This is a genomic window from Microcoleus sp. Pol12B4 (assembly GCF_036701385.1).
Taxonomy (GTDB): domain Bacteria; phylum Cyanobacteriota; class Cyanobacteriia; order Cyanobacteriales; family Microcoleaceae; genus Microcoleus.
On the sequence record NZ_JAUBQR010000138.1, the window covers coordinates 1 to 18,494 of the forward strand.

Genomic DNA, 18,494 nt, shown 5'->3' on the forward strand with positions numbered 1-18,494 from the left:
GGAAACTCAGGCAGGAGTGGAAACAGCGGTAATTTGAATTCGATTTAAAGTTTTCTCCTCTAACTCAACAACGGTTTTTTTGTCAAAGCAGCCTTTACCGGCTGCTTTTTTTTGATCTAATCGCGGATTTAGAGGTTGTACTGGCGGCAGAGGTCGATCAGTTCTTGTTGGAAGCGATCGCGCACATTCTGGGGCGAGACAATCACGCAGTCTTTGCCGTACCGAAACACCTCTCGGAACAGCCAGAATCGGCTGGATACCCGCTTCACTACATGGCGCACGTCTCCCACCATTTCATTTGCCACATCTTCCTCCTCTTTGGCTTCATAGTTTCCAGCCAATCCCTTTACACAGTGTAAGTGTACTTCTAGATAGTCTATGGTTTCGCGCCAATTTTCACTTGCAGGTAGCAAGTTAACAATCTTGTCCAAACGCAAACACCGATTGTGAGCTAATTCCGGGATTTCTCTGGGATCGGCATCGTCGCACCAGATTTCTAGGTACAGGCGCTTGTCGTAGAGGCGAATTTTGGCACTGCGGGCAGTAAATTCGCTCAATTTGTCTTTGCCTGACTGGTAAAACAGCCTGAACGGTTGGTGATCGTCAATCAGTTGATTGAGTCGAAGCCGCCACGCTTCGGCAGTTTGGTTGACTTGTTCGAGCAACTTTTGCCGGAAAGGGGTTTCCAGATTGGCTTTGTCCAAAAGTAATGCCATGACGATCTGGGCGGCTTCGACTTCGCCAGAGTCGTTGAGGAATTTGACAGCTTTGTTCAAGGATTGTACCTGCACTGAATTTAGGGTAAAGGGTTCGCCCACTTCGATTTTTTGTTGGGCGATCGCGACCAATAACCCAGACACGCTGGGACTTTTGCCCCATAAGATACCGAGGCGAAGGGCGATCGCCTCTAGCTGTTCCTTGGTTCCGGTCGGAATTGAAAGTGTAATTGTCTCTTTTTTGCGGGGCATTAACAAAAGTGTAAATACATACTTGACAGAGTTGGCTTTTAATGTAAATATAATTTTAGTGCAATTACAAATCTCATAGATCACAAATGTTGCTGTGCAAATTCTAGAGCAAAAAAAAAGCCAGAGGCTAGCTCCGGCTTTCAAGCCCTAATAGGTATTTGTGTGAAAGACAAGGTTATTGTCTCGATCGCGGTACTCTTTCAATTCCTGAAAGGCATTTGTGTATCTATCTTAGCGTGAAAGCGATCGATCAATCAAAAAATGTTTCTTTATCGCTGTACTAACCAAAAATATATGGTAGATTAAAAAGCAAGCCAGACATAAAGCCAGCTCACCCGTTTTTAAATTACTTAACTCTTAGAATAGAGCATGGCTGGTCTGGTTGTAAACTCTACGCAAATACAACCATGACAGATAATCTTCCGAATCAAATGCTTCGGCTGATGTCCGATGGGCAATGGCATAGCGCCAATGAGCTAATCGAGAGTATTAGCCATCGGTTTTCAGCAACCATGCACATTCTGCGAAAGCAAGGCTATCAGTTTGAGAAACGTCGCCTCAGCGGACAACAGCACGAATACCGACTATTGCTGAACGTCAATAATAGGATGTAATGCTATTTTGTCAGGGGGTTTGAAGGAATTTTTCTCTTTCTACCCCTCTAAAGATAGAGTGCTAGAGCCAAACTATTCTGACAACAGAAAATTTTTTTTCCTCGCCCTCGAATTGGTTTACCCTACACAAGTTAACTATGCTACAAATTTCCCCAACACTGACTGAACTTCAGGAAATTGCTTCACAACTTCCCGAACAAATTCCTTACCTCAAAATGCTAATTCTGTTTGGTTCTCGTGCCAGATGCGATACTCACGCAAAAAGTGATTGGGATTTTGCCGCACTTTACGATGAAAAGCTTAGGGAAGAATCTTGCAATAATCGAGGCTTTGCATGGTTTGAAGTTCCTGGAATTTTGGGTGAAGCTTTTAGCATTAACAGCGATGAAATTGATGTCGTTGAATTGAACCGCTGTTCTCCTCTGATTGCCAATTTTATTGCTCATGATGGCAAACTTCTTTATGAACAAGAATCGGGTCAGTTTGAGCAATTTGTCAAAACTCATCTGATGAACGAGCTGGAATTACAAGAACTGGAACGTCAACTTTATCAGAGTATTGATGATTTTCTCAAAAATTGGAGGTCGGTATGAGTATTCAGAAAACAGTAGTTTTAAGCCGACTCAAATTTATTGGAGAGTATCTGCTCGAATTGAGACGTTTTGAATCGATGAGCCTGGAAAATTATCTAGCTAGCTTCGATTCAAAAATAATATCAGAAAGAATAATGGAGTTGATCGTTCAGGCAGCAGTTGATATTAACGAGCATATTCTGACCCGTGGAATGAAGGTTAACTCGGATAGTAATCGAGAATCTTTTGTTAAGCTTGGAAGCTATGGAATTATTACACCTGAAGTTAGTGAAGAATTAGTAAAATCAGCAGGTCTGCGTAACATTTTGGCTCATCGGTACTTAGAGATAGATTATGTAATGTTATTTAATTCCGTTCAAATAGCTTTAATCTATTATCCGATTTACATCGAGCAAGTTGCGGAATACCTTTCTAGAAATAAATGAAAAATAGCCAGTAAAACTCAAGCAAATAAATCATAAAAATCAACAGATTAGGGCAAAAATATGTCAAAAAAAAGCCTGCTTGTTGATGAAGAATCAACAACTTTAGACCACCGCTACTTTAGGGAAGTTCGTCCCAAACTTTACCAACTGCATACCAATCACGGACAGTACGGCACGCGCCAAGGACGCACCCTTGCCGAACACCTCGATTCGGCTTGTCAGTTCGTTTTAACGGTTAGCAAAATTGCCGGAGTTCCCGATGACAAACGCGCTTGTATTCTGGCTGCGACTGCCGTTCACGACTTGAATAAGTTGACAGACGAAAACGACAAGCGGAATTTTAAAGCATTAGCACGCGATCGCCCTTTTTTGCTACAACAACTTGATCGCGCCTGCGTTGCCCAATTCGCCCAAACCGAGTCCGAACTCGAACTCGTCCGCCGCCTGATAGAACGCCATTCCGGCCACAGCGCCAGCGATGGAACACGCTTTTTGCCCGAAGACCCCAACATCAAACGTTGGGCTGCAATGTTGATTGGGGGCGACTTATTTGACTTGGGAATTGAGGAAGACAAGCGCATTCGCAAAGTTGAAACCGAGTTAACCGTTGCCTTGGGTCGTCCCAGTCAGTTATTTAATGTCACTCTTTCCGAAGACCGAGGTTATTTAACTTCGCTGTTGCTGTCAGCTTGTGAAGAGGTTTTGCACGATCGCAATTTGCATACTCTCGCAATCGAGCCCAACGGTCAAATTTTTGTCGGATCAGCCTTTCCCGACGGCGATTTAAGCTTAATTATTGCTAAAAAATGGCAAAAAAAGATCGATCGCGTCTTTAGCAGCAACGTCGAACAACTCGTAAACGCCACCAAAGACGGCATCAAAATCGACCCGCAAGCCATCCAACAAAACCCCGAAGCAACTTTAGACGAAGTAGATAAGTTACTGGTAAAAAAAGCCAGCGCTTACAAAGTAGAAAAAGTCGCCAAGGATATTGACAAATATGGCGGCGATGCTGGAGAAAATGCCGTTACCGCAGCCGCTGCTGTCGGCTTGCATCCAGTTTCCAATGCCGATGAATTTGCCATTTCTGAAGGGCTAAAAACCGCTTACCTCAGCTATCGGGCCGCCGAACTCAGCCCCAAGGAGGTTTGGGATCGAATTGCAACGGAAGTCGGATTATCCCCAGAACAGCGATCGGCATTAGAACCGTTTAACGCGCAGTACGGACGCTGTTTGTTTGCTGCCAAATCCATCGAGGGCGATCGCGAACAGAAGCTAGAAAAGGTATTTGCCGCCTTAGAAGACTCATTTCAACTGCGCGGCAAAGCCGAAGAGATAGACGTATCTGAAGAATTGGTAAATGCCGTTCGGCAACTGCTCAACTTTTCCACACCAGCCAATTGGCAAGGCTTTAATGAACTCACAGCCTACATTGAAGCTAACCCGCGCCAGCGCTGTTCCTTGGGGACGACATCGCTACAAATCGGCGAATTGAGTTCCCCAAAAATGCCACCGGGAACCAAAGTCCAAGCTTTTTCCAATCGTCTTCCCGGCGGCATGATTGCTGAACCCAAGCGGCGGGCAGATAACTTATCGGCATTGGGTTATCAGTTGATGGCAGTTGGTGCAAATTTCCCTAATTCTGTCAAACAAGACCCGCTATATCTTCACTTTGCCCTGCCAAAAGGATCTAGTGTTGAACTCAGAACAATTTGGCAAAATTTTCTCAGAAATACCGCAACCCAGAATGAAGATGGGACAGTAACAGTTGACGAAATTAAACTTTACCGCGAAAACGAGATGGTTTTTCAATCCAACAAAATGGTTGGGTTTGCACTGCCAAAACGTCCTGAATTTATCAACTCAACGGTGACAATTCCCGTGCTGTGGGGAGAAGTTAATAACTCGGTGGCGTTGCTAAAATCGCTCAGATTGGCGTTGCAAATGAGTTTGGAATTTGAGTTTGGTTTTCCTTTTGTTTTGGGTGCCAATCTGGAAGTCGAACCAACTTGGGATTTTTTCGGAAAAGTTGAGGGAATTCCGTCATCTTTGAAGCCACTATTAGGCAGCGGCCAGTATCGACGAAACGGTCATTTATCCAAGGAAGAACGGCGCACGCCAGTCACGGCAGAGCAAGTTTTAGAACGGTTGCGCTGTATCGGAAAGCTAGCTATTTCGGTGGCAAGTATTCAGAAAAAAGATGACTGTTTGTATGACTTGGCGCGGGCAGCAACTCGTCCCCTGAGTTTCTATTACGTCCTGCTGCGTTGGCTGCTGCGGGAACAAGATGACCCTAATTTGGAGGCAATTTGGTCTCGGATAAAAGAACCTTTGAATACTTTACTGAGGAGTCTCATGTCAGAAGAACACGATCGCGTTTCTAGCTATCTCAAGCAAGCCGCACACATTGCCGAATCTGCCAAGTTGCGGGGTAGTTCCTTCCGCCGTACTGCCCAAACAGAGCCGTTTTCGGAATTTATCAAAGCTGTGCGATCGCGAAAATCTCATATGGATTGGGACACGGTATTTGCCGCCCTAGTGCAGCAATATCACAACCGTCTCGATCGCATTCGAGAACACGGCGTGGGTGCAACAAAATACGAACAAGTCAAGCAGTTTTATCAAGTTTTGAAAGAACTGTTTGAGGATGTTTATCACTCGCGTCCCGAACGACTGCTAACTGATAGCAAAACCCTCGAATCTGCTTACTTGTTCTTTTTACAAGAAGCGCGTCAAGAACTTAAGTCTAAAACCGAATCTGCAACCACATCTGCAAACAATTAGGAGAATACAAAATGTCGATAGCAAAATTGCAACCATTCCTCGCAGCCAGCTACGAAAACTTCCCCAAAGGCCGCACCATTGGGATGGTTGTCCTTCGTACCACGCAATCGGAAACCATTTTTCGGACAGAGGGAACGGGCGAACCGATGTGTAGTGAATACGTGCAAGCTGGCATTGAAGATACCGAATCAATTCCTCGGTTGGTGATGACAAAACGCAAACAAGTTGCACCGGAAAGGCGGAAAGGACGAGAGTTTTTGCGATCGCACAATCTTCTCTACACGGCACCAAAAACTGATGCAATTTGTGCTCTCAATACCAATGCGCCTTGTGAAATGTGCGTTGATTGCTTCCTCTACGGCTTCGCAGCGGGGGGAGAAGGGGCGCAAAAAAGCCGGGTGTGGACAGAGGATGCGTTTAGCGTGTTGCATTCGACAGAACTAATTGCCGATCGCACTATCAATGCTATCTTTGAAACCGGAACTATGCGCGATGAAAAGGGTAACGCTTCGACTGCCCTCAACACCAGCGAATACATCAAACCTGGGGTTCACTTCCTCGATATTGTCACCCTCAAAGATGTCACCGCTGACGAACTGCGCTACACCCTCGGCAACATTTTATTAACCACTCGTTACGGTGCCGTTTCCAGCCGCGTCGGACGCATGGACAATCAAATTCTCGGTGTATTTGGTGGTATTGCTGAACTGCCGAGTTCTCTGGAATTAGTACAAGGGGTTTATGACAAGCTGAAAGCCCAAAATACCGCCCTCGAACATCCTTTAAAAACCGCATCTTTAGTAGATGCAACTCAGGAAATAATCGGCAATTGGACAAATAAACGAGGTATTTCGATGCAGTTGTCCGCCACCGAATGTGACGCGCTGATTGCCGATGTCGATCGACATTGGTCGCTACCGGAACAAGAAACATTCCTCAAACGCTTGGATGAATCCTATGCACCTTGGCGGAAGGTGAAGAGTGAAGGAGGTGGAAAGAAAGGAAAGGGTAAAAAATCCGAAGAATAGCGATTGTAGGGGCGAAAGGCTTTCGCCCTTCCTAGAATTAGGAAATAGGAGAAAAGTCTACATCTTCGTACAAATCCTCGATCGCGCAGGAAAAATCCACGCTAGCCAGATGAATTGTGTCCGTTTCTCGATAAGGATAGAGAACCCATTGTCCTTGGTCATTACGGCGAAAACACTCAACCTGTATTCGAGTTTGGCTGATGAGTGCGTATTCTTGGAGACATTCTAAATTTCGGTAATCGGTAAATTTGTCCCCGCGATCGAAAGCTTCTGTTGTCTCAGATAAAACTTCCACAATCAAACAGGGATAGCGCAAGAAATTGCTAAACTCTCTGTCCCGACGATCGCAAGTAACCGCAATATCTGGATAGTAATAGGTGTTAATCGCCTCAATCCGAACTTTGGTATCGGAAAGGTAGGGCAAACATCCGCTCCCACGCAAACGATTTCTTAACAGTGTACCAAGATTTACTGCAATCAAGACATGAGTATTACTTGCCCCTGCCATTGCGTACATATCACCCTGCCTGTATTCATGTTTAACCGAATTGGTTTCCTCTAATTGCAGATACTCTTCTGGAGAAAGATAGCCTGAATTTTGACTTGCAACCATATTCTTAATCCATCCTTATTAATTTATGACTCAAAACCCATCCAACTCCATTTTGACACATTCCACAGCACGCTTAATCGAACTCTGGTGCGCCGAACCCGTGTTTTTTGCCTCGCGAGAACTTTCCGATACTTACTATACCGAAGGGGCGATCGGCAATTATGCACTAGCCTATGCTTTAGGTTGGGCGCGATCGCCCTATCGCCTCACCGGTCAAGACACCAGCAGACCTCGGTATATAGAAGATTTAACGCCCCTTTTCGGTAATAGCTACATCCTCCCCGCATGGCCGGCTGGCGGCACTTTATCCTTCCGATTTGAGCGGTTTAACGCCCTTTCTGACTCCTATTGGTATGCGATGACAAATAACCGAGTAGCAACGGCGCGCGAAGATTTACCCCTCAGTAGAACGGGGAAAAAACCCAATACTTATCGCCCTAGTAATTTTCCGCAAACAGGAAGATTGCGAGTAATTGAACGGGGAAATCGGTTTCAAACTTTGGTATTTGGCGATCGCGAATTGCCCGAATACATTCGCGTCGGCAAATTTACCAGCAAAGTCCGCGTTGAAATCGTGAAAAAACTCGATGTTGTACAACTTCCGAGGGGCGATTATCGCTGCAATACTTATCTCAGCGCCGCCGACTTACCTGCAAATATCGAACTCCTCGCTTTCGACTTAATTTCGATGCCGCCCGCATCGTTATTGAAAAATCTTTCGTTTCGCGGTGAGGCGCTGCAAGCCGGCGATTTTATTCTCCCAGCTAACCTTGAATTTTGTGGTGGAAACAACAATGGATCATCTGAAAATTAAACTCGAACCAGCCAGCATTTCTGCTTGTCCCCAATTGCCTCAACAACTGGAATTTATGGGACAAGCCTTGCAGCATCAAGTCGATGTTTATGAAGCGTCCGAAAATAATGATATCATTCTCGACCTCGCACCGACGGGAACGGGAAAAACCAAAGCCGGATTGAGTGTTTTGCTACACAACTCTCAGCGCAATGCTATCTATATCGCCCCGACAAATGCCTTAATTGACCAGCAAACTGAAGCCGCAGAAAAATTTGTTCGGGATGCGAGTTTACCTCATATCGTAAAAGCTGCTTCTGCTACACAAGTCAATTCCTGGCCCGACGATCGCGTTGGGAAACGTTCAGGGGAAAAAATCTATAATGTTTTGCGCGAACCTGCAACTATTTTTCCTGAATGCGGTGGCGGTAGACCAATTTTGCTGGTGACAAACCCGGATATTTTCTACTACGCGACGTTTTTTGCTTACAATAATCTCGATCGCGGAAATATTGCCAGTGAATTTTACAGCAGTTTCTCGACTGTAATTTTCGATGAATTTCACCTTTACGATGCCAAACAATTAGTTAGCTTGTTTTTCTATCTCGCTTTATCTAAAGAGTTTGGCTACTTTCAGTACAATCGAAAAATTGTTCTGTTGACGGCAACGCCAGAACCTGCTTGCGAAGAAGCCTTAAATGTCTTAGGAAAAAATGGGGTAAAAATTGCTCGAATCGATGGCAAAAGTCAAATTAGTTATCTACGTCCTTCTCAAACGGAAGTCAATCTAGAAATTCGCAAGCAGGTTGATAAAGAAACTACGATCGCAGAAATTGTGCAAGAAGTTCTGCGGCGACTCAGAGAAAATCCCGACCAAAATGGGGCAGTAATTCTTGATGCCAAAGATATCCTAGGGCGCATTTCTGACCAATTGCGCGAGCGCGGATTTGCCGATTTCTGCGGGCGGATTACGGGGGATACACCCAAGGAAGAACGCCCGCTGGCCGCCCAAAAACAAGTGATTCTAGCTACGAGTACCGTCGATGTGGGCTTCAACTTCGATCGGGAGAAAGAAACACCCCGGCAAAATCTCGATTGGTTGATTTTTTCCACGCGCGATCGCTTTTCATTCTGGCAGCGCATCGGGCGTGTCGGAAGGGTTTTAGGGAGAACGCAAACCGAAATTCCTTCTGAGGCGATCGCCTATTTACCCGATCGCGCTTGGGAACAAGGCATCGAACAACTTGACTGTTCCGGTGGACGCAAAACCCTGAAAGAAATGTTAGAAAGTCTCGACTGCATGAAGCGTCCCTTTCTCGACATTTACTGGCGTTCCGAAGCTTTTCTAGAAATTGCCAAACCATTATTAGAACTAGAAATAATGTTTGACAAATTGCCCGAAGCAAGTTTAGTTATGCAGCTTTATCAAACCATGCAAATAGTCTTGGGAGGCAAGCGAGACTGGAATTCTTATCGGCGGCGGATGAAGGTATTGCAAGGTGCAGAAAATGTGGCAAAATCTACTATCAAACAAATTCAAAAAGAGTGGCAATACATTAAAGGTGGTCAAAACTGCGTCATCAGTTTTATGCAAGCAAACTATCCCGAAGATTGGGCAGAAATCGATTCGGGGAGAAAGTCAATCGAATTAGTTGAGGAAAAAATCCGCAAAAACCAAAAAGTCGCCGAAGAGTTGAAAGAATACGCGACAATTCTCAAAACCAGTTATGCGCCACTTTTCAAATTTCGAGAAAGCTTGTTTGAAAATGTCAAAATTTATGACCCCAAAAACTTTTTACTCGATGAAGTCGGCGAAACCAATCTCGATCCCATTCACCTGCTGAGATTTTTTGAATTTGCCTCAGATGAAAATGGGATTGTGCTTACCCATCGCGCCACCGAAACTTACGGACTCAAATTTGCCTTGCAAGTTGCAGATTTAGAAGATTTTGCAAACCACTATCTTTGCAAACTTTATGCTTTTAAAAATTGTACGATCGAACGGACGATCGGCGATAACGTCCGTCCCACAGCGTTAATTTCCCAGCTTACACCGCCCTTAATCCCCGGTGTGATTGTCCGAGAACATCGCAAAAATCGCTGGGCAATTCTCAAACTCAGAAAACAAGGAATCGAATGCTATCCGATTACGGTCAAAGATAGCTTTGCTAACGAACAAGAATATACATTCTTTCCGAGTTTATCGGGAATTTTGGCGATCGCCTCCGCTGGCATTACCTTAAAATGTCCTGACAATCAAGAATTCTGGGTAGTTTAAATTATGCCGCACAGCCTAGTCCTCAACATCCTTCCCCTGGCCCCAATTCCCCCCGGATACCTAACGGGAAGACACCTGCACGCCCTCTTCCTCACCCTCGTGAGCTCCGTTGACAAACAACTCGGCGATCGCCTCCACGATGCCGTCGCCCAAAAATCCTTCACCCTCAGCCCTTTTCAAACTAAAAAATGCCCTTTCAAAAAACACCATTTCCTGCAATGGGAACACACAGAACCGATTCCAGAACACACCCTCTGTTGGTGGCGGATTACTCTCCTTGATGACACTTTATTCGGCAAGCTAACTAATCTTTGGCTGAATCTCAATCCCTCCAAGCCGTGGCATTTGGGCCCAGCCGATTTGATGATTACTAAGATTCTGGGAACGCCCCAAGTAGATCAGCCTTGGGCTAATGCTTGCGATTACTCTCAATTGTACGATCGCGCTTCCGAAACCAATCGTTTAATTGCCTTCAGTTTTGCGACTCCTACAACTTTTCGACAGGGGAAATTTGATTCCGTGATTCCTACTAGAGACTGCGTTTTTAATAGTCTCCTCAGTCGCTGGAATAAGTACAGCCCGATCGCAATTCCCGATCTTTCCTTCGATGCACTTTTTTCAACATTTGTCAATATCCGAAGTGAAAAATTGACCAACTATCAAAGCGATTTTGTGGGCATGGTTGGGGAGGTTAGTTATCGGATTTTGGGAGATGTCGAGCCTTTAGTGATTAAGCAAATTAATGCTTTGGCTGATTTTGCTGTTTACTGCGGGGTGGGGAGGAAAACTCCGATGGGGATGGGAATGACTCGAAGAATAGTTGTTAATAAGAGTTCTTGATAACTGAACGTAAAACCCATAGTCCGGCAAGGGTTGAAACCCCTGCCTCAAAGCTAAAGTCCTCTAAAGAGGACTGCAAGTATGAATGATTAAATTACTTCTTCAGTCGCTTTCAACCTTTGCGCTTACTGTTACCGATAAGAGCAAAATCTCATCAATGATTAAATTACTTCTTCAGTCGGTTTCAACCGGTAAGTTCATGTTGGGGCTTAGACGCTCCCGTCAATGATTAAATTACTTCTTCAGTCGGTTTCAACCGACTTTAGCTATGAGACAGGGGTTTCAACCCCTGGCGGACTGGGGCATCACTAATTAATTCCAATTACCAATCTCCTACAAACCATCAAAAACATGAACGATTTAGATTACATTTCGATCGCAACTCTCAACCAATACTCCTATTGCGCTCACCGCTGTTGGCGAATGTCTTGCGCTGGAGAATTCACCGATAATCAGTATACCATTGAAGGCACGAGTTTGCACGATCGCGTTCACACGATGGGCGAAATTAACCGCGATGAAACTTGGCAGGTTCGGGCGATTTGGCTGAAATCCGAGCGCTACAAGCTGATTGGTAAATCGGATTTGATTGAGTCGGCTGAGGGTGAGATTTATCCGGTGGAATACAAGCGGGGACGGAAGGGGGAATGGGATAACGACGAGTTGCAAGTTTGCGCCCAAGCGCTTTGTTTGGAGGAGATGACGGGGAAAACTATTGCGACTGGATATGTGTATTACGCGCAGTCGCATCAGCGGCAATTAGTCGAGATTTCTGAGGGTTTGAGACAGGATACGATCGCAACTATTGAAAAAGTCGGTGCTCTTTGGCGATCGGGAAATATCCCTTTACCAGTTTACACCGCTCGGTGTACGGGATGCAGTCTTTTTCCCCAATGTCTGCCCCAAGCTGCGGCCAAAGTCAACCGCTATCAAGAAGCAAGTTAACCTGCAAATAGGAGATTTCACAATGGGAACAGTTTACATTACTCAAGAAGATGCTTTTATTGGCAAAGTCGATGAACGTCTGACGGTTAAAGCTGACAAAAAAAATCTGTTGGACGTGCCATTAATTAAGATTGATGGTGTTGTTGCATTGGGACGCGCTACAGTTTCGCCGGCTGTGGTTGTGGAACTTTTGGAACGTCACATTCCTTTAAGTTTTCTGACGCTAAACGGACGTTATTTGGGGAGGTTGGAACCGGAAATGACGAAAAACATCTTTGTGCGAAAAGCTCAGTGGCAAGCGGCTGGGGAATCGGAACAAGCGGTGCATTTAGTTAGGGGATTTGTACGGGGAAAACTCAAGAATTACCGCAATACTTTGTTAGAATGTCAGCGCAAATATTCTCCCCAGGATTTTGAAAAACCCATTGCCCAATTGAAACAAATCATCGCGTCTATTGAGAAAACTTCCAGTATTAATTCTCTGCGAGGATTAGAGGGGGCGGGTAGTGCGACTTATTTTGGCTGCTTCAATCAACTGATTCGCGTGCCAGATTTTAGCTTTGAAGTTCGCCGCCGCCGTCCGCCTACTGACCCGGTAAATTCTCTGTTAAGTTTGGGATATTCTCTGCTGCGGCACGATGTTCAAAGTGCGGTGAATATTGTGGGGTTCGATCCGTATTTGGGATATTTGCATTTTGAGCGCTATGGCCGTCCTTCCTTAGCGCTGGATTTGATGGAAGAATTTCGACCTTTGGTAGTTGATGCTGTAGTGTTGACAGCGATCAATTTGCAGAAAGTTTCCCCTAATGATTTTACGGCAGAACCGTTGAGCGGCGCGGTTTCTTTAACAAAAGAAGCGCTGCACAATTTTTTGCGATTTTACGAACAAAAGAAACAGTCAAAGTTCAAGCATCCTGTGATGGGAAAGTTGTGTACTTATCAAGAAGCGTTTGAAATTCAAGGGCGGTTGATGGCTAAGTATTTGATGGGTGAAGTTGATAAGTATCCACCTTTGATTCTGAAATAGGGAGGCAATTAAGTTATGTTTGTTTTGGTTTGCTACGATATATCTGAGGACAAGCGCCGCACTAAGATTCACAAGATTCTCAAGTCTTATGGGGAATGGAAGCAGTATTCGGTGTTTCATTGCGAGGTGACGGATACCGAGTATGCCCAGATGCGCCAACGTCTGAGTAGGGTGATTAAGTCAGAAGAAGACAGCATCCTGTTTCACTATTTGTGCGCTTGCTGTCAGGGCAAGATCGAGCGGATTGGCGGCCGGGCACCGCTGGATACTACGATCTTTATGGTTTGATTTTGCGTCTGGCTGTAGGTGTTGAACGGAGGGGGTGAATTTTAATCGGCCAAAGCTTTGCTAGGACTGGGTTTGCGGTGGTTTGTACCTCATTCTGGTCAGACGCAAATGCTGAAAGCTTTACTGGGAGAGAGTTTGAGGTCTATTTGAATTTTGCCCGCTTGACAGGGCGATCGCCCAAACGGTATATTGATTGCAGTCAGACGCAAATGAACCTTGAAAACCTTATATTTCAAGCCTCCCAGACCCCGGCGGCCGAAAACAACCTAAAACCCTATCAGGGATTGAAACTCACCACCTATAGCTAAAGAAATGACCTTTGACCAGTGCCGAAAACAACCTAAAACCCTATCAGGGATTGAAACTATCTGCATCAACTCGCAGGCTACACGCCGCCAGGTAGCCGAAAACAACCTAAAACCCTATCAGGGATTGAAACCGCTGCTGACATATTAGCCAGACTATCGACAGAGCCGAAAACAACCTAAAACCCTATCAGGGATTGAAACCAGCTAGCCGAAGGCGAGCAAATAACCTACCATTTGCGCCGAAAACAACCTAAAACCCTATCAGGGATTGAAACAGGGATCTGATCCTCGATCGTAAAGAGTGCGAGAGCCGAAAACAACCTAAAACCCTATCAGGGATTGAAACTGATGTGTCGAGGTGGGCAAATTCTGGTCGCTCTGCCGAAAACAACCTAAAACCCTATCAGGGATTGAAACATCTGTAGAGGTTGCGATTACCTTGCTCGCAGGAGCCGAAAACAACCTAAAACCCTATCAGGGATTGAAACTGGGGCTGGAACTAGGCAGAGATTTTATAATCCTCGCCGAAAACAACCTAAAACCCTATCAGGGATTGAAACTGACGGCGACAGATCCACAAACTCGGCATCGATCAGGCCGAAAACAACCTAAAACCCTATCAGGGATTGAAACTTTACAGAGTTTCTGGAGTCGGCTAAGGCGATCGGCCGCCGAAAACAACCTAAAACCCTATCAGGGATTGAAACAACCAGTACGGTAGTGAACAAACAAACGGCCGCTATGGCCGAAAACAACCTAAAACCCTATCAGGGATTGAAACGGATGCTCCGGCGCTATGAGTCTATCAACGTACACAGCCGAAAACAACCTAAAACCCTATCAGGGATTGAAACGACAGTTTCTTCGATCACATTATGACACTCAAAAGCCGAAAACAACCTAAAACCCTATCAGGGATTGAAACATGTGAGAGGAAGCGATCGCCCGCCTCTGTAGACGAGCCGAAAACAACCTAAAACCCTATCAGGGATTGAAACTTTTGACCGGAACTTTCACCCCTGGCACGGGTGGGCCGAAAACAACCTAAAACCCTATCAGGGATTGAAACTTCTGTATCAGCAACCTCGGCAGTGTATTCTGTGCCGAAAACAACCTAAAACCCTATCAGGGATTGAAACAAGTGTAAACTCCCTACCTCTTAACCAATCACTGCCGAAAACAACCTAAAACCCTATCAGGGATTGAAACACACCGCGATCAAACCATTTTGTAAGGATCGACGCGCGCCGAAAACAACCTAAAACCCTATCAGGGATTGAAACATATAGCGGAATAACAAAAGATCGCCCGTTAAAGCCGAAAACAACCTAAAACCCTATCAGGGATTGAAACAGCAGTAGAAGCGCGATCTAATGAAAACTCTGCCATTGCCGAAAACAACCTAAAACCCTATCAGGGATTGAAACTTGCAGACCTCAGTACAAAAGCGCAAACTCTTGGGCCGAAAACAACCTAAAACCCTATCAGGGATTGAAACAAAATGTTATGGCAGCCAAACGCGGAACACTGAAGCCGAAAACAACCTAAAACCCTATCAGGGATTGAAACTGGAGCCTAACTATAATGCCATATTCAGCCGATTGCCGCCGAAAACAACCTAAAACCCTATCAGGGATTGAAACGCCGCAACGTAGCAGCCCGCCGCTTCTTAGCCACATTCGCCGAAAACAACCTAAAACCCTATCAGGGATTGAAACTAAAACTTGACACGGCAACCCGTAACGCGGCTGGCGCCGAAAACAACCTAAAACCCTATCAGGGATTGAAACGAGGGCAAACCATTGAAAGAGTACGCCACCGAGCAGGGTAGCCGAAAACAACCTAAAACCCTATCAGGGATTGAAACATTTAACGACTGCCTGTTATACTCAGCAGCCGTTGGTGCCGAAAACAACCTAAAACCCTATCAGGGATTGAAACCTCGCAGCTATCTATCTCCTTACTCATCTCTTTGGCTAGAAACAAGTTTACTTCCAACACTTGTCACAGCACAGGTGGTGATCATCGATAATCTCACATTTGATAAAAGTGGTCGGATTCAGGAATTGATTCAAACAGCAGGGTGTAGACTATTATATTTACCGCCATACTCTCCAGAGTTTAACAAAATTCAACAAAGAAGAGTCTTGGCTAAAAAGTCAAATTCGTAAACAGCTTGATGAATTTGATTGCTTACTTTTTGGCGACTCTTGGATGTCTTGCGCCTTGCATCCTAACACGGGCGGTTGCTATATGCGATTTTCCAGATTCTTCAGTTGAAAAAACCTCAAAATTATGACCACTCAAACAACTTCTCCACTTCTACTGGGCCCCTTCAAAATCGGAGATTTACCCTTAAAAAACCGGGTACTCATGGCACCCCTGACGAGAGCCAGAGCCGGTGAAGCGCGGATGCCCAACGCCTTGATGGCAGAGTATTACACTCAGCGGGTATCTGCTGGTTTAATCATTACAGAAGCCACAGTGGTTTCTACTCAAGCTAATGGTTGGCTCAATACGCCCGGCATTTATTCAGACGAGCAAGGCGAAGCTTGGAAACAAATTGTAACTGCGGTTCATGCCCACCAAACGCCGATTTTCATGCAGCTTTGGCACTGCGGACGAGCTTCCCACAGCAGTTTTCATGAAAACAATCAATTACCCGTTGCAGCATCTGCCATCAAAATAAATGGAGAAGGCATTCATACCCCTGTAGGCAAACAACCCTACGAAACCCCCCGCGCTCTAGAAACCGATGAAATCTCCCTGGTTGTAGAAGATTATCGCAAGGCGGCCGAACGGGCAAAAATGGCAGGTTTTGACGGTGTAGAAATTCACGCTGCAAACGGCTATCTCATTGACACATTCCTGCAAACAAAAACCAATCACCGCACTGATTCCTATGGCGGCCCAGTTGAAAACCGTTACCGTTTTCTTAAGGAAATTGTCGAGGCGATTATCACAGTATTTCCGGCAAACCGCGTGGGAGTTAGGCTTTCTCCCAATGGTATTTACAATGACATGGGCTCTCCAGAATATCGAGAAGATTTTCTGTATTTCGCGGGGCAGTTAAATACCTATGATTTAGCTTACCTTCACTTGGTGGACGGTCTGGCATTTGGCTTTCACGAATTGGGAACGCCGATGATGATAGGAGAGTTTCGCGATGTGTTTACAGGGCCGCTCGTCGGCAACTGCGGATATACTCAAGAACAGGCTGAAACGGCCCTGAGCAGCAAAGTTGCGGATTTAATTGCTTTTGGTCGGGATTTTATCAGCAATCCTGACTTGGTAAAGCGTTTTACTAATGGTTGGCCACTCAATCCGCCTGCTGAAGTCGGCGTCTGGTATTCTTTTGGGCCTGAAGGTTATATCGATTTCCCTACCTATCAGGAACCAGCAGCTATTTCTTAGTTGAGTTGGTTGGGGCGGGTTTATCAATAAATACCGAGTATGTGCATCATAGATAATGGTCAACCCGCCCCTAAAAGATTTATGGTTAATTTCTCAAAATAGGACTGGGAGTTGGAGCGATATTTAATTTTTATCGCCCGTTGAGAGCGAGCATCTCCTATTTGTAAAAACACTTCTTCTGGCTCCTGCCGCCTGTCTCCTGCCTCCTGCCTCCTGCCTCCAATTTCTAGCTTGGCTGCAAAAGTGAGAGGCTCCCGGTTGAGATCTAGAACGTTTCCCCATATCCTAATAACCATAGGGTACTTCAAAACATCCAAGCTGCTAGCTCAGCATTTGAGTGCCTGAAAAAAATCAATAGCGGAAGCGCTTTTAACAAGATGGCACAAAATCACAAATCAACGGTTATCATTACCGGCGCTTCCTCCGGCGTCGGTTTGTACGGCGCGAAAGCTCTCGCAGACAAGGGATGGCACGTAGTCATGGCCTGTCGGGACGTGCGGAAAGCCGGAGACGCGGCGCGAGAGTTGGGTATACCTGAAGGCAGTTTCTCCATCATGGAGATTGACTTGGGCGATTTGGAGAGCGTGCGCCGATTTGCTAGGGCATTTAAGGCCAGCGGCAGGCCTCTGGACGCTTTGGTGTGCAACGCCGCCATTTATATGCCTTTGATTAAGGAACCGCTGCGGAGCCCGGAGGGTTATGAGTTGACTATGACTACCAATCACCTGGGTCATTTCCTGCTGTGCAACCTGATGATGGAAAATATGAAGCCTTCCTATTATTCCGATGCGAGAATCGTAATTTTGGGAACCGTGACTCACAATCCAGACGAGTTGGGCGGGAAGATTCCGCCGCGCCCGGATTTAGGCAAGTTTGAGGGTTTTGAAGCGGGTTTCAAAGACCCGATTTCGATGGTTGATGGCAAGAAGTTTGAACCGGTCAAGGCTTACAAAGATAGCAAAGTTTGCAATGTACTGACGATGCGGGAATTGCACCGCCGCTTTCATGAATCCACGGGGATTACTTTCACTTCGCTGTATCCGGGATGCGTTGCGGATACGCCATTGTTCCGCAACCACTATCCTTTGTTTCAGAAGCTGTTCCCGCTGTTTCAGAAGAATATCACCGGCGGTTACGTGTCGCAGGAGTTGGCGGGAGAAAGGCTAGCAATGGTGGTTGCCGATCCAGAATACAAGCAATCTGGGGCTTATTGGAGTTGGGGGAACCGCCAGAAAAAAGATGGTAAGTCTTTTGTGCAAAAGGTTTCTCCCCAGGCCCGCGATGATGAAAAAGGCGAGCGGATGTGGGAGTTGAGCGCTAAGTTGGTGGGATTGACTGACGGGGCTCAAATGGGTGCTGCGGCTGGTGCGGGCCGCTCTGCATAATTCAAAGTTACAAATCCCCTCGATCACAGGGCGGTTGAAACGGCGTCTACGCACAGGATGTGGGTAGACGCGGACTCAATAATAAAGGGGGTATTAAAGTCGGATTTGGTATGATAAGTAGTTAAGCAAAATTAATTACATAATTATCTCCAAATTCTTTAAGAATTCTTTCTACAGATGAAACAAGAGAT

16 protein-coding genes, 1 pseudogene and 1 CRISPR repeat array are annotated in these 18,494 nt (G+C 45.7%); of the genes and pseudogenes, 14 read left to right on the forward strand and 3 right to left on the reverse strand.

All coding sequences use genetic code 11. The features are described 5' to 3' along the window. Positions 1 to 128: 128 nt before the first annotated feature. Positions 129 to 968, reverse strand: coding sequence for a transcriptional regulator (locus tag QUA38_RS18645; protein ID WP_333164302.1), 840 nt, complete (start codon positions 966 to 968; stop codon positions 129 to 131). A 407-nt stretch (positions 969 to 1,375) separates the two neighbouring features. Between QUA38_RS18645 and QUA38_RS18650 the strand changes: the two genes are divergently transcribed. From QUA38_RS18650 to cas7d, 5 genes are all read left to right on the forward strand, one after another. Then, positions 1,376 to 1,582 (forward strand): hypothetical protein, encoded by a 207-nt coding sequence (locus tag QUA38_RS18650; RefSeq protein ID WP_333164304.1) that lies wholly within the window; start codon positions 1,376 to 1,378, stop codon positions 1,580 to 1,582. Between the two features lie 137 nt (positions 1,583 to 1,719). Beyond that, positions 1,720 to 2,175: a type VII toxin-antitoxin system MntA family adenylyltransferase antitoxin gene (gene mntA / locus QUA38_RS18655; RefSeq protein ID WP_333164306.1), complete on the forward strand. Its 456-nt coding sequence runs from the start codon at positions 1,720 to 1,722 to the stop codon at positions 2,173 to 2,175. Beyond that, the gene (hepT, locus tag QUA38_RS18660) at positions 2,172 to 2,600 is read left to right on the forward strand and encodes a type VII toxin-antitoxin system HepT family RNase toxin (protein ID WP_333164308.1); all 429 of its coding nucleotides are present in this window, start codon (positions 2,172 to 2,174) and stop codon (positions 2,598 to 2,600) included. Before mntA ends, hepT begins: the two co-directional genes overlap by 4 nt. A 60-nt stretch (positions 2,601 to 2,660) precedes the next feature. After that, positions 2,661 to 5,384 carry a CRISPR-associated protein Csc3 gene (locus tag QUA38_RS18665; RefSeq protein WP_333164310.1) on the forward strand — a complete coding sequence of 908 codons (2,724 nt, stop codon included), beginning with the start codon at positions 2,661 to 2,663 and terminating at the stop codon, positions 5,382 to 5,384. A gap of 11 nt (positions 5,385 to 5,395) precedes the next feature. After that, positions 5,396 to 6,412, forward strand: coding sequence for a type I-D CRISPR-associated protein Cas7/Csc2 (cas7d, locus tag QUA38_RS18670; RefSeq protein WP_333164312.1), 1,017 nt, complete (start codon positions 5,396 to 5,398; stop codon positions 6,410 to 6,412). Positions 6,413 to 6,449: 37 nt separating this feature from the next. On the opposite strand, the gene QUA38_RS18675 is transcribed toward cas7d, so the two are convergent. Further along, positions 6,450 to 7,025: a Uma2 family endonuclease gene (locus tag QUA38_RS18675; RefSeq protein WP_333164314.1), complete on the reverse strand. Its 576-nt coding sequence runs from the start codon at positions 7,023 to 7,025 to the stop codon at positions 6,450 to 6,452. A 52-nt stretch (positions 7,026 to 7,077) separates the two neighbouring features. Here QUA38_RS18675 and cas5d point away from each other — a divergent pair, with 52 nt between their 5' ends. From cas5d to QUA38_RS18715, 8 genes and pseudogenes are all read left to right on the forward strand, one after another. Beyond that, positions 7,078 to 7,839: a type I-D CRISPR-associated protein Cas5/Csc1 gene (gene cas5d / locus QUA38_RS18680; RefSeq protein ID WP_333164316.1), complete on the forward strand. Its 762-nt coding sequence runs from the start codon at positions 7,078 to 7,080 to the stop codon at positions 7,837 to 7,839. Continuing rightward, on the forward strand, positions 7,820 to 10,096 hold the full coding sequence (gene cas3 / locus QUA38_RS18685) for a type I-D CRISPR-associated helicase Cas3' (protein ID WP_333164318.1): 2,277 nt from the start codon (positions 7,820 to 7,822) through the stop codon (positions 10,094 to 10,096). Before cas5d ends, cas3 begins: the two co-directional genes overlap by 20 nt. 3 nt (positions 10,097 to 10,099) lie before the next feature. Continuing rightward, the gene (gene cas6, locus QUA38_RS18690; RefSeq protein WP_333164320.1) at positions 10,100 to 10,936 is read left to right on the forward strand and encodes a CRISPR-associated endoribonuclease Cas6; all 837 of its coding nucleotides are present in this window, start codon (positions 10,100 to 10,102) and stop codon (positions 10,934 to 10,936) included. Positions 10,937 to 11,287: 351 nt separating this feature from the next. Beyond that, positions 11,288 to 11,881, forward strand: coding sequence for a CRISPR-associated protein Cas4 (gene cas4 / locus QUA38_RS18695; protein WP_333164323.1), 594 nt, complete (start codon positions 11,288 to 11,290; stop codon positions 11,879 to 11,881). 22 nt (positions 11,882 to 11,903) lie between these two features. Then, complete coding sequence (gene cas1d / locus QUA38_RS18700) at positions 11,904 to 12,908, forward strand: type I-D CRISPR-associated endonuclease Cas1d (RefSeq protein WP_333164325.1); 1,005 nt, start codon at positions 11,904 to 11,906, stop codon at positions 12,906 to 12,908. A gap of 15 nt (positions 12,909 to 12,923) precedes the next feature. Further along, positions 12,924 to 13,196, forward strand: a complete 273-nt coding sequence (gene cas2, locus QUA38_RS18705; protein WP_333164328.1) for a CRISPR-associated endonuclease Cas2 — start codon at positions 12,924 to 12,926, stop codon at positions 13,194 to 13,196. A 254-nt stretch (positions 13,197 to 13,450) separates the two neighbouring features. Further along, positions 13,451 to 15,445: direct repeats of the CRISPR family, unit length 37 nt; unit sequence GCCGAAAACAACCTAAAACCCTATCAGGGATTGAAAC. Positions 15,446 to 15,489: 44 nt separating this feature from the next. Continuing rightward, positions 15,490 to 15,675: pseudogene (locus QUA38_RS18710) on the forward strand (transposase); the annotation flags it as partial. Positions 15,676 to 15,799: 124 nt separating this feature from the next. After that, on the forward strand, positions 15,800 to 16,918 hold the full coding sequence (locus QUA38_RS18715; RefSeq protein ID WP_333164331.1) for an alkene reductase: 1,119 nt from the start codon (positions 15,800 to 15,802) through the stop codon (positions 16,916 to 16,918). Between the two features lie 59 nt (positions 16,919 to 16,977). Here the strand turns inward: QUA38_RS18715 and QUA38_RS18720 are convergent, their stop codons facing one another. Next, the gene (locus QUA38_RS18720) at positions 16,978 to 17,214 is read right to left on the reverse strand and encodes a hypothetical protein (protein WP_333164333.1); all 237 of its coding nucleotides are present in this window, start codon (positions 17,212 to 17,214) and stop codon (positions 16,978 to 16,980) included. Positions 17,215 to 17,295: 81 nt separating this feature from the next. Here QUA38_RS18720 and QUA38_RS18725 point away from each other — a divergent pair, with 81 nt between their 5' ends. Continuing rightward, entirely contained in the window at positions 17,296 to 18,303 is a 1,008-nt protein-coding gene (locus QUA38_RS18725; protein WP_333099251.1) for a protochlorophyllide reductase, read from the forward strand. Positions 18,304 to 18,494 lie beyond the last annotated feature (191 nt).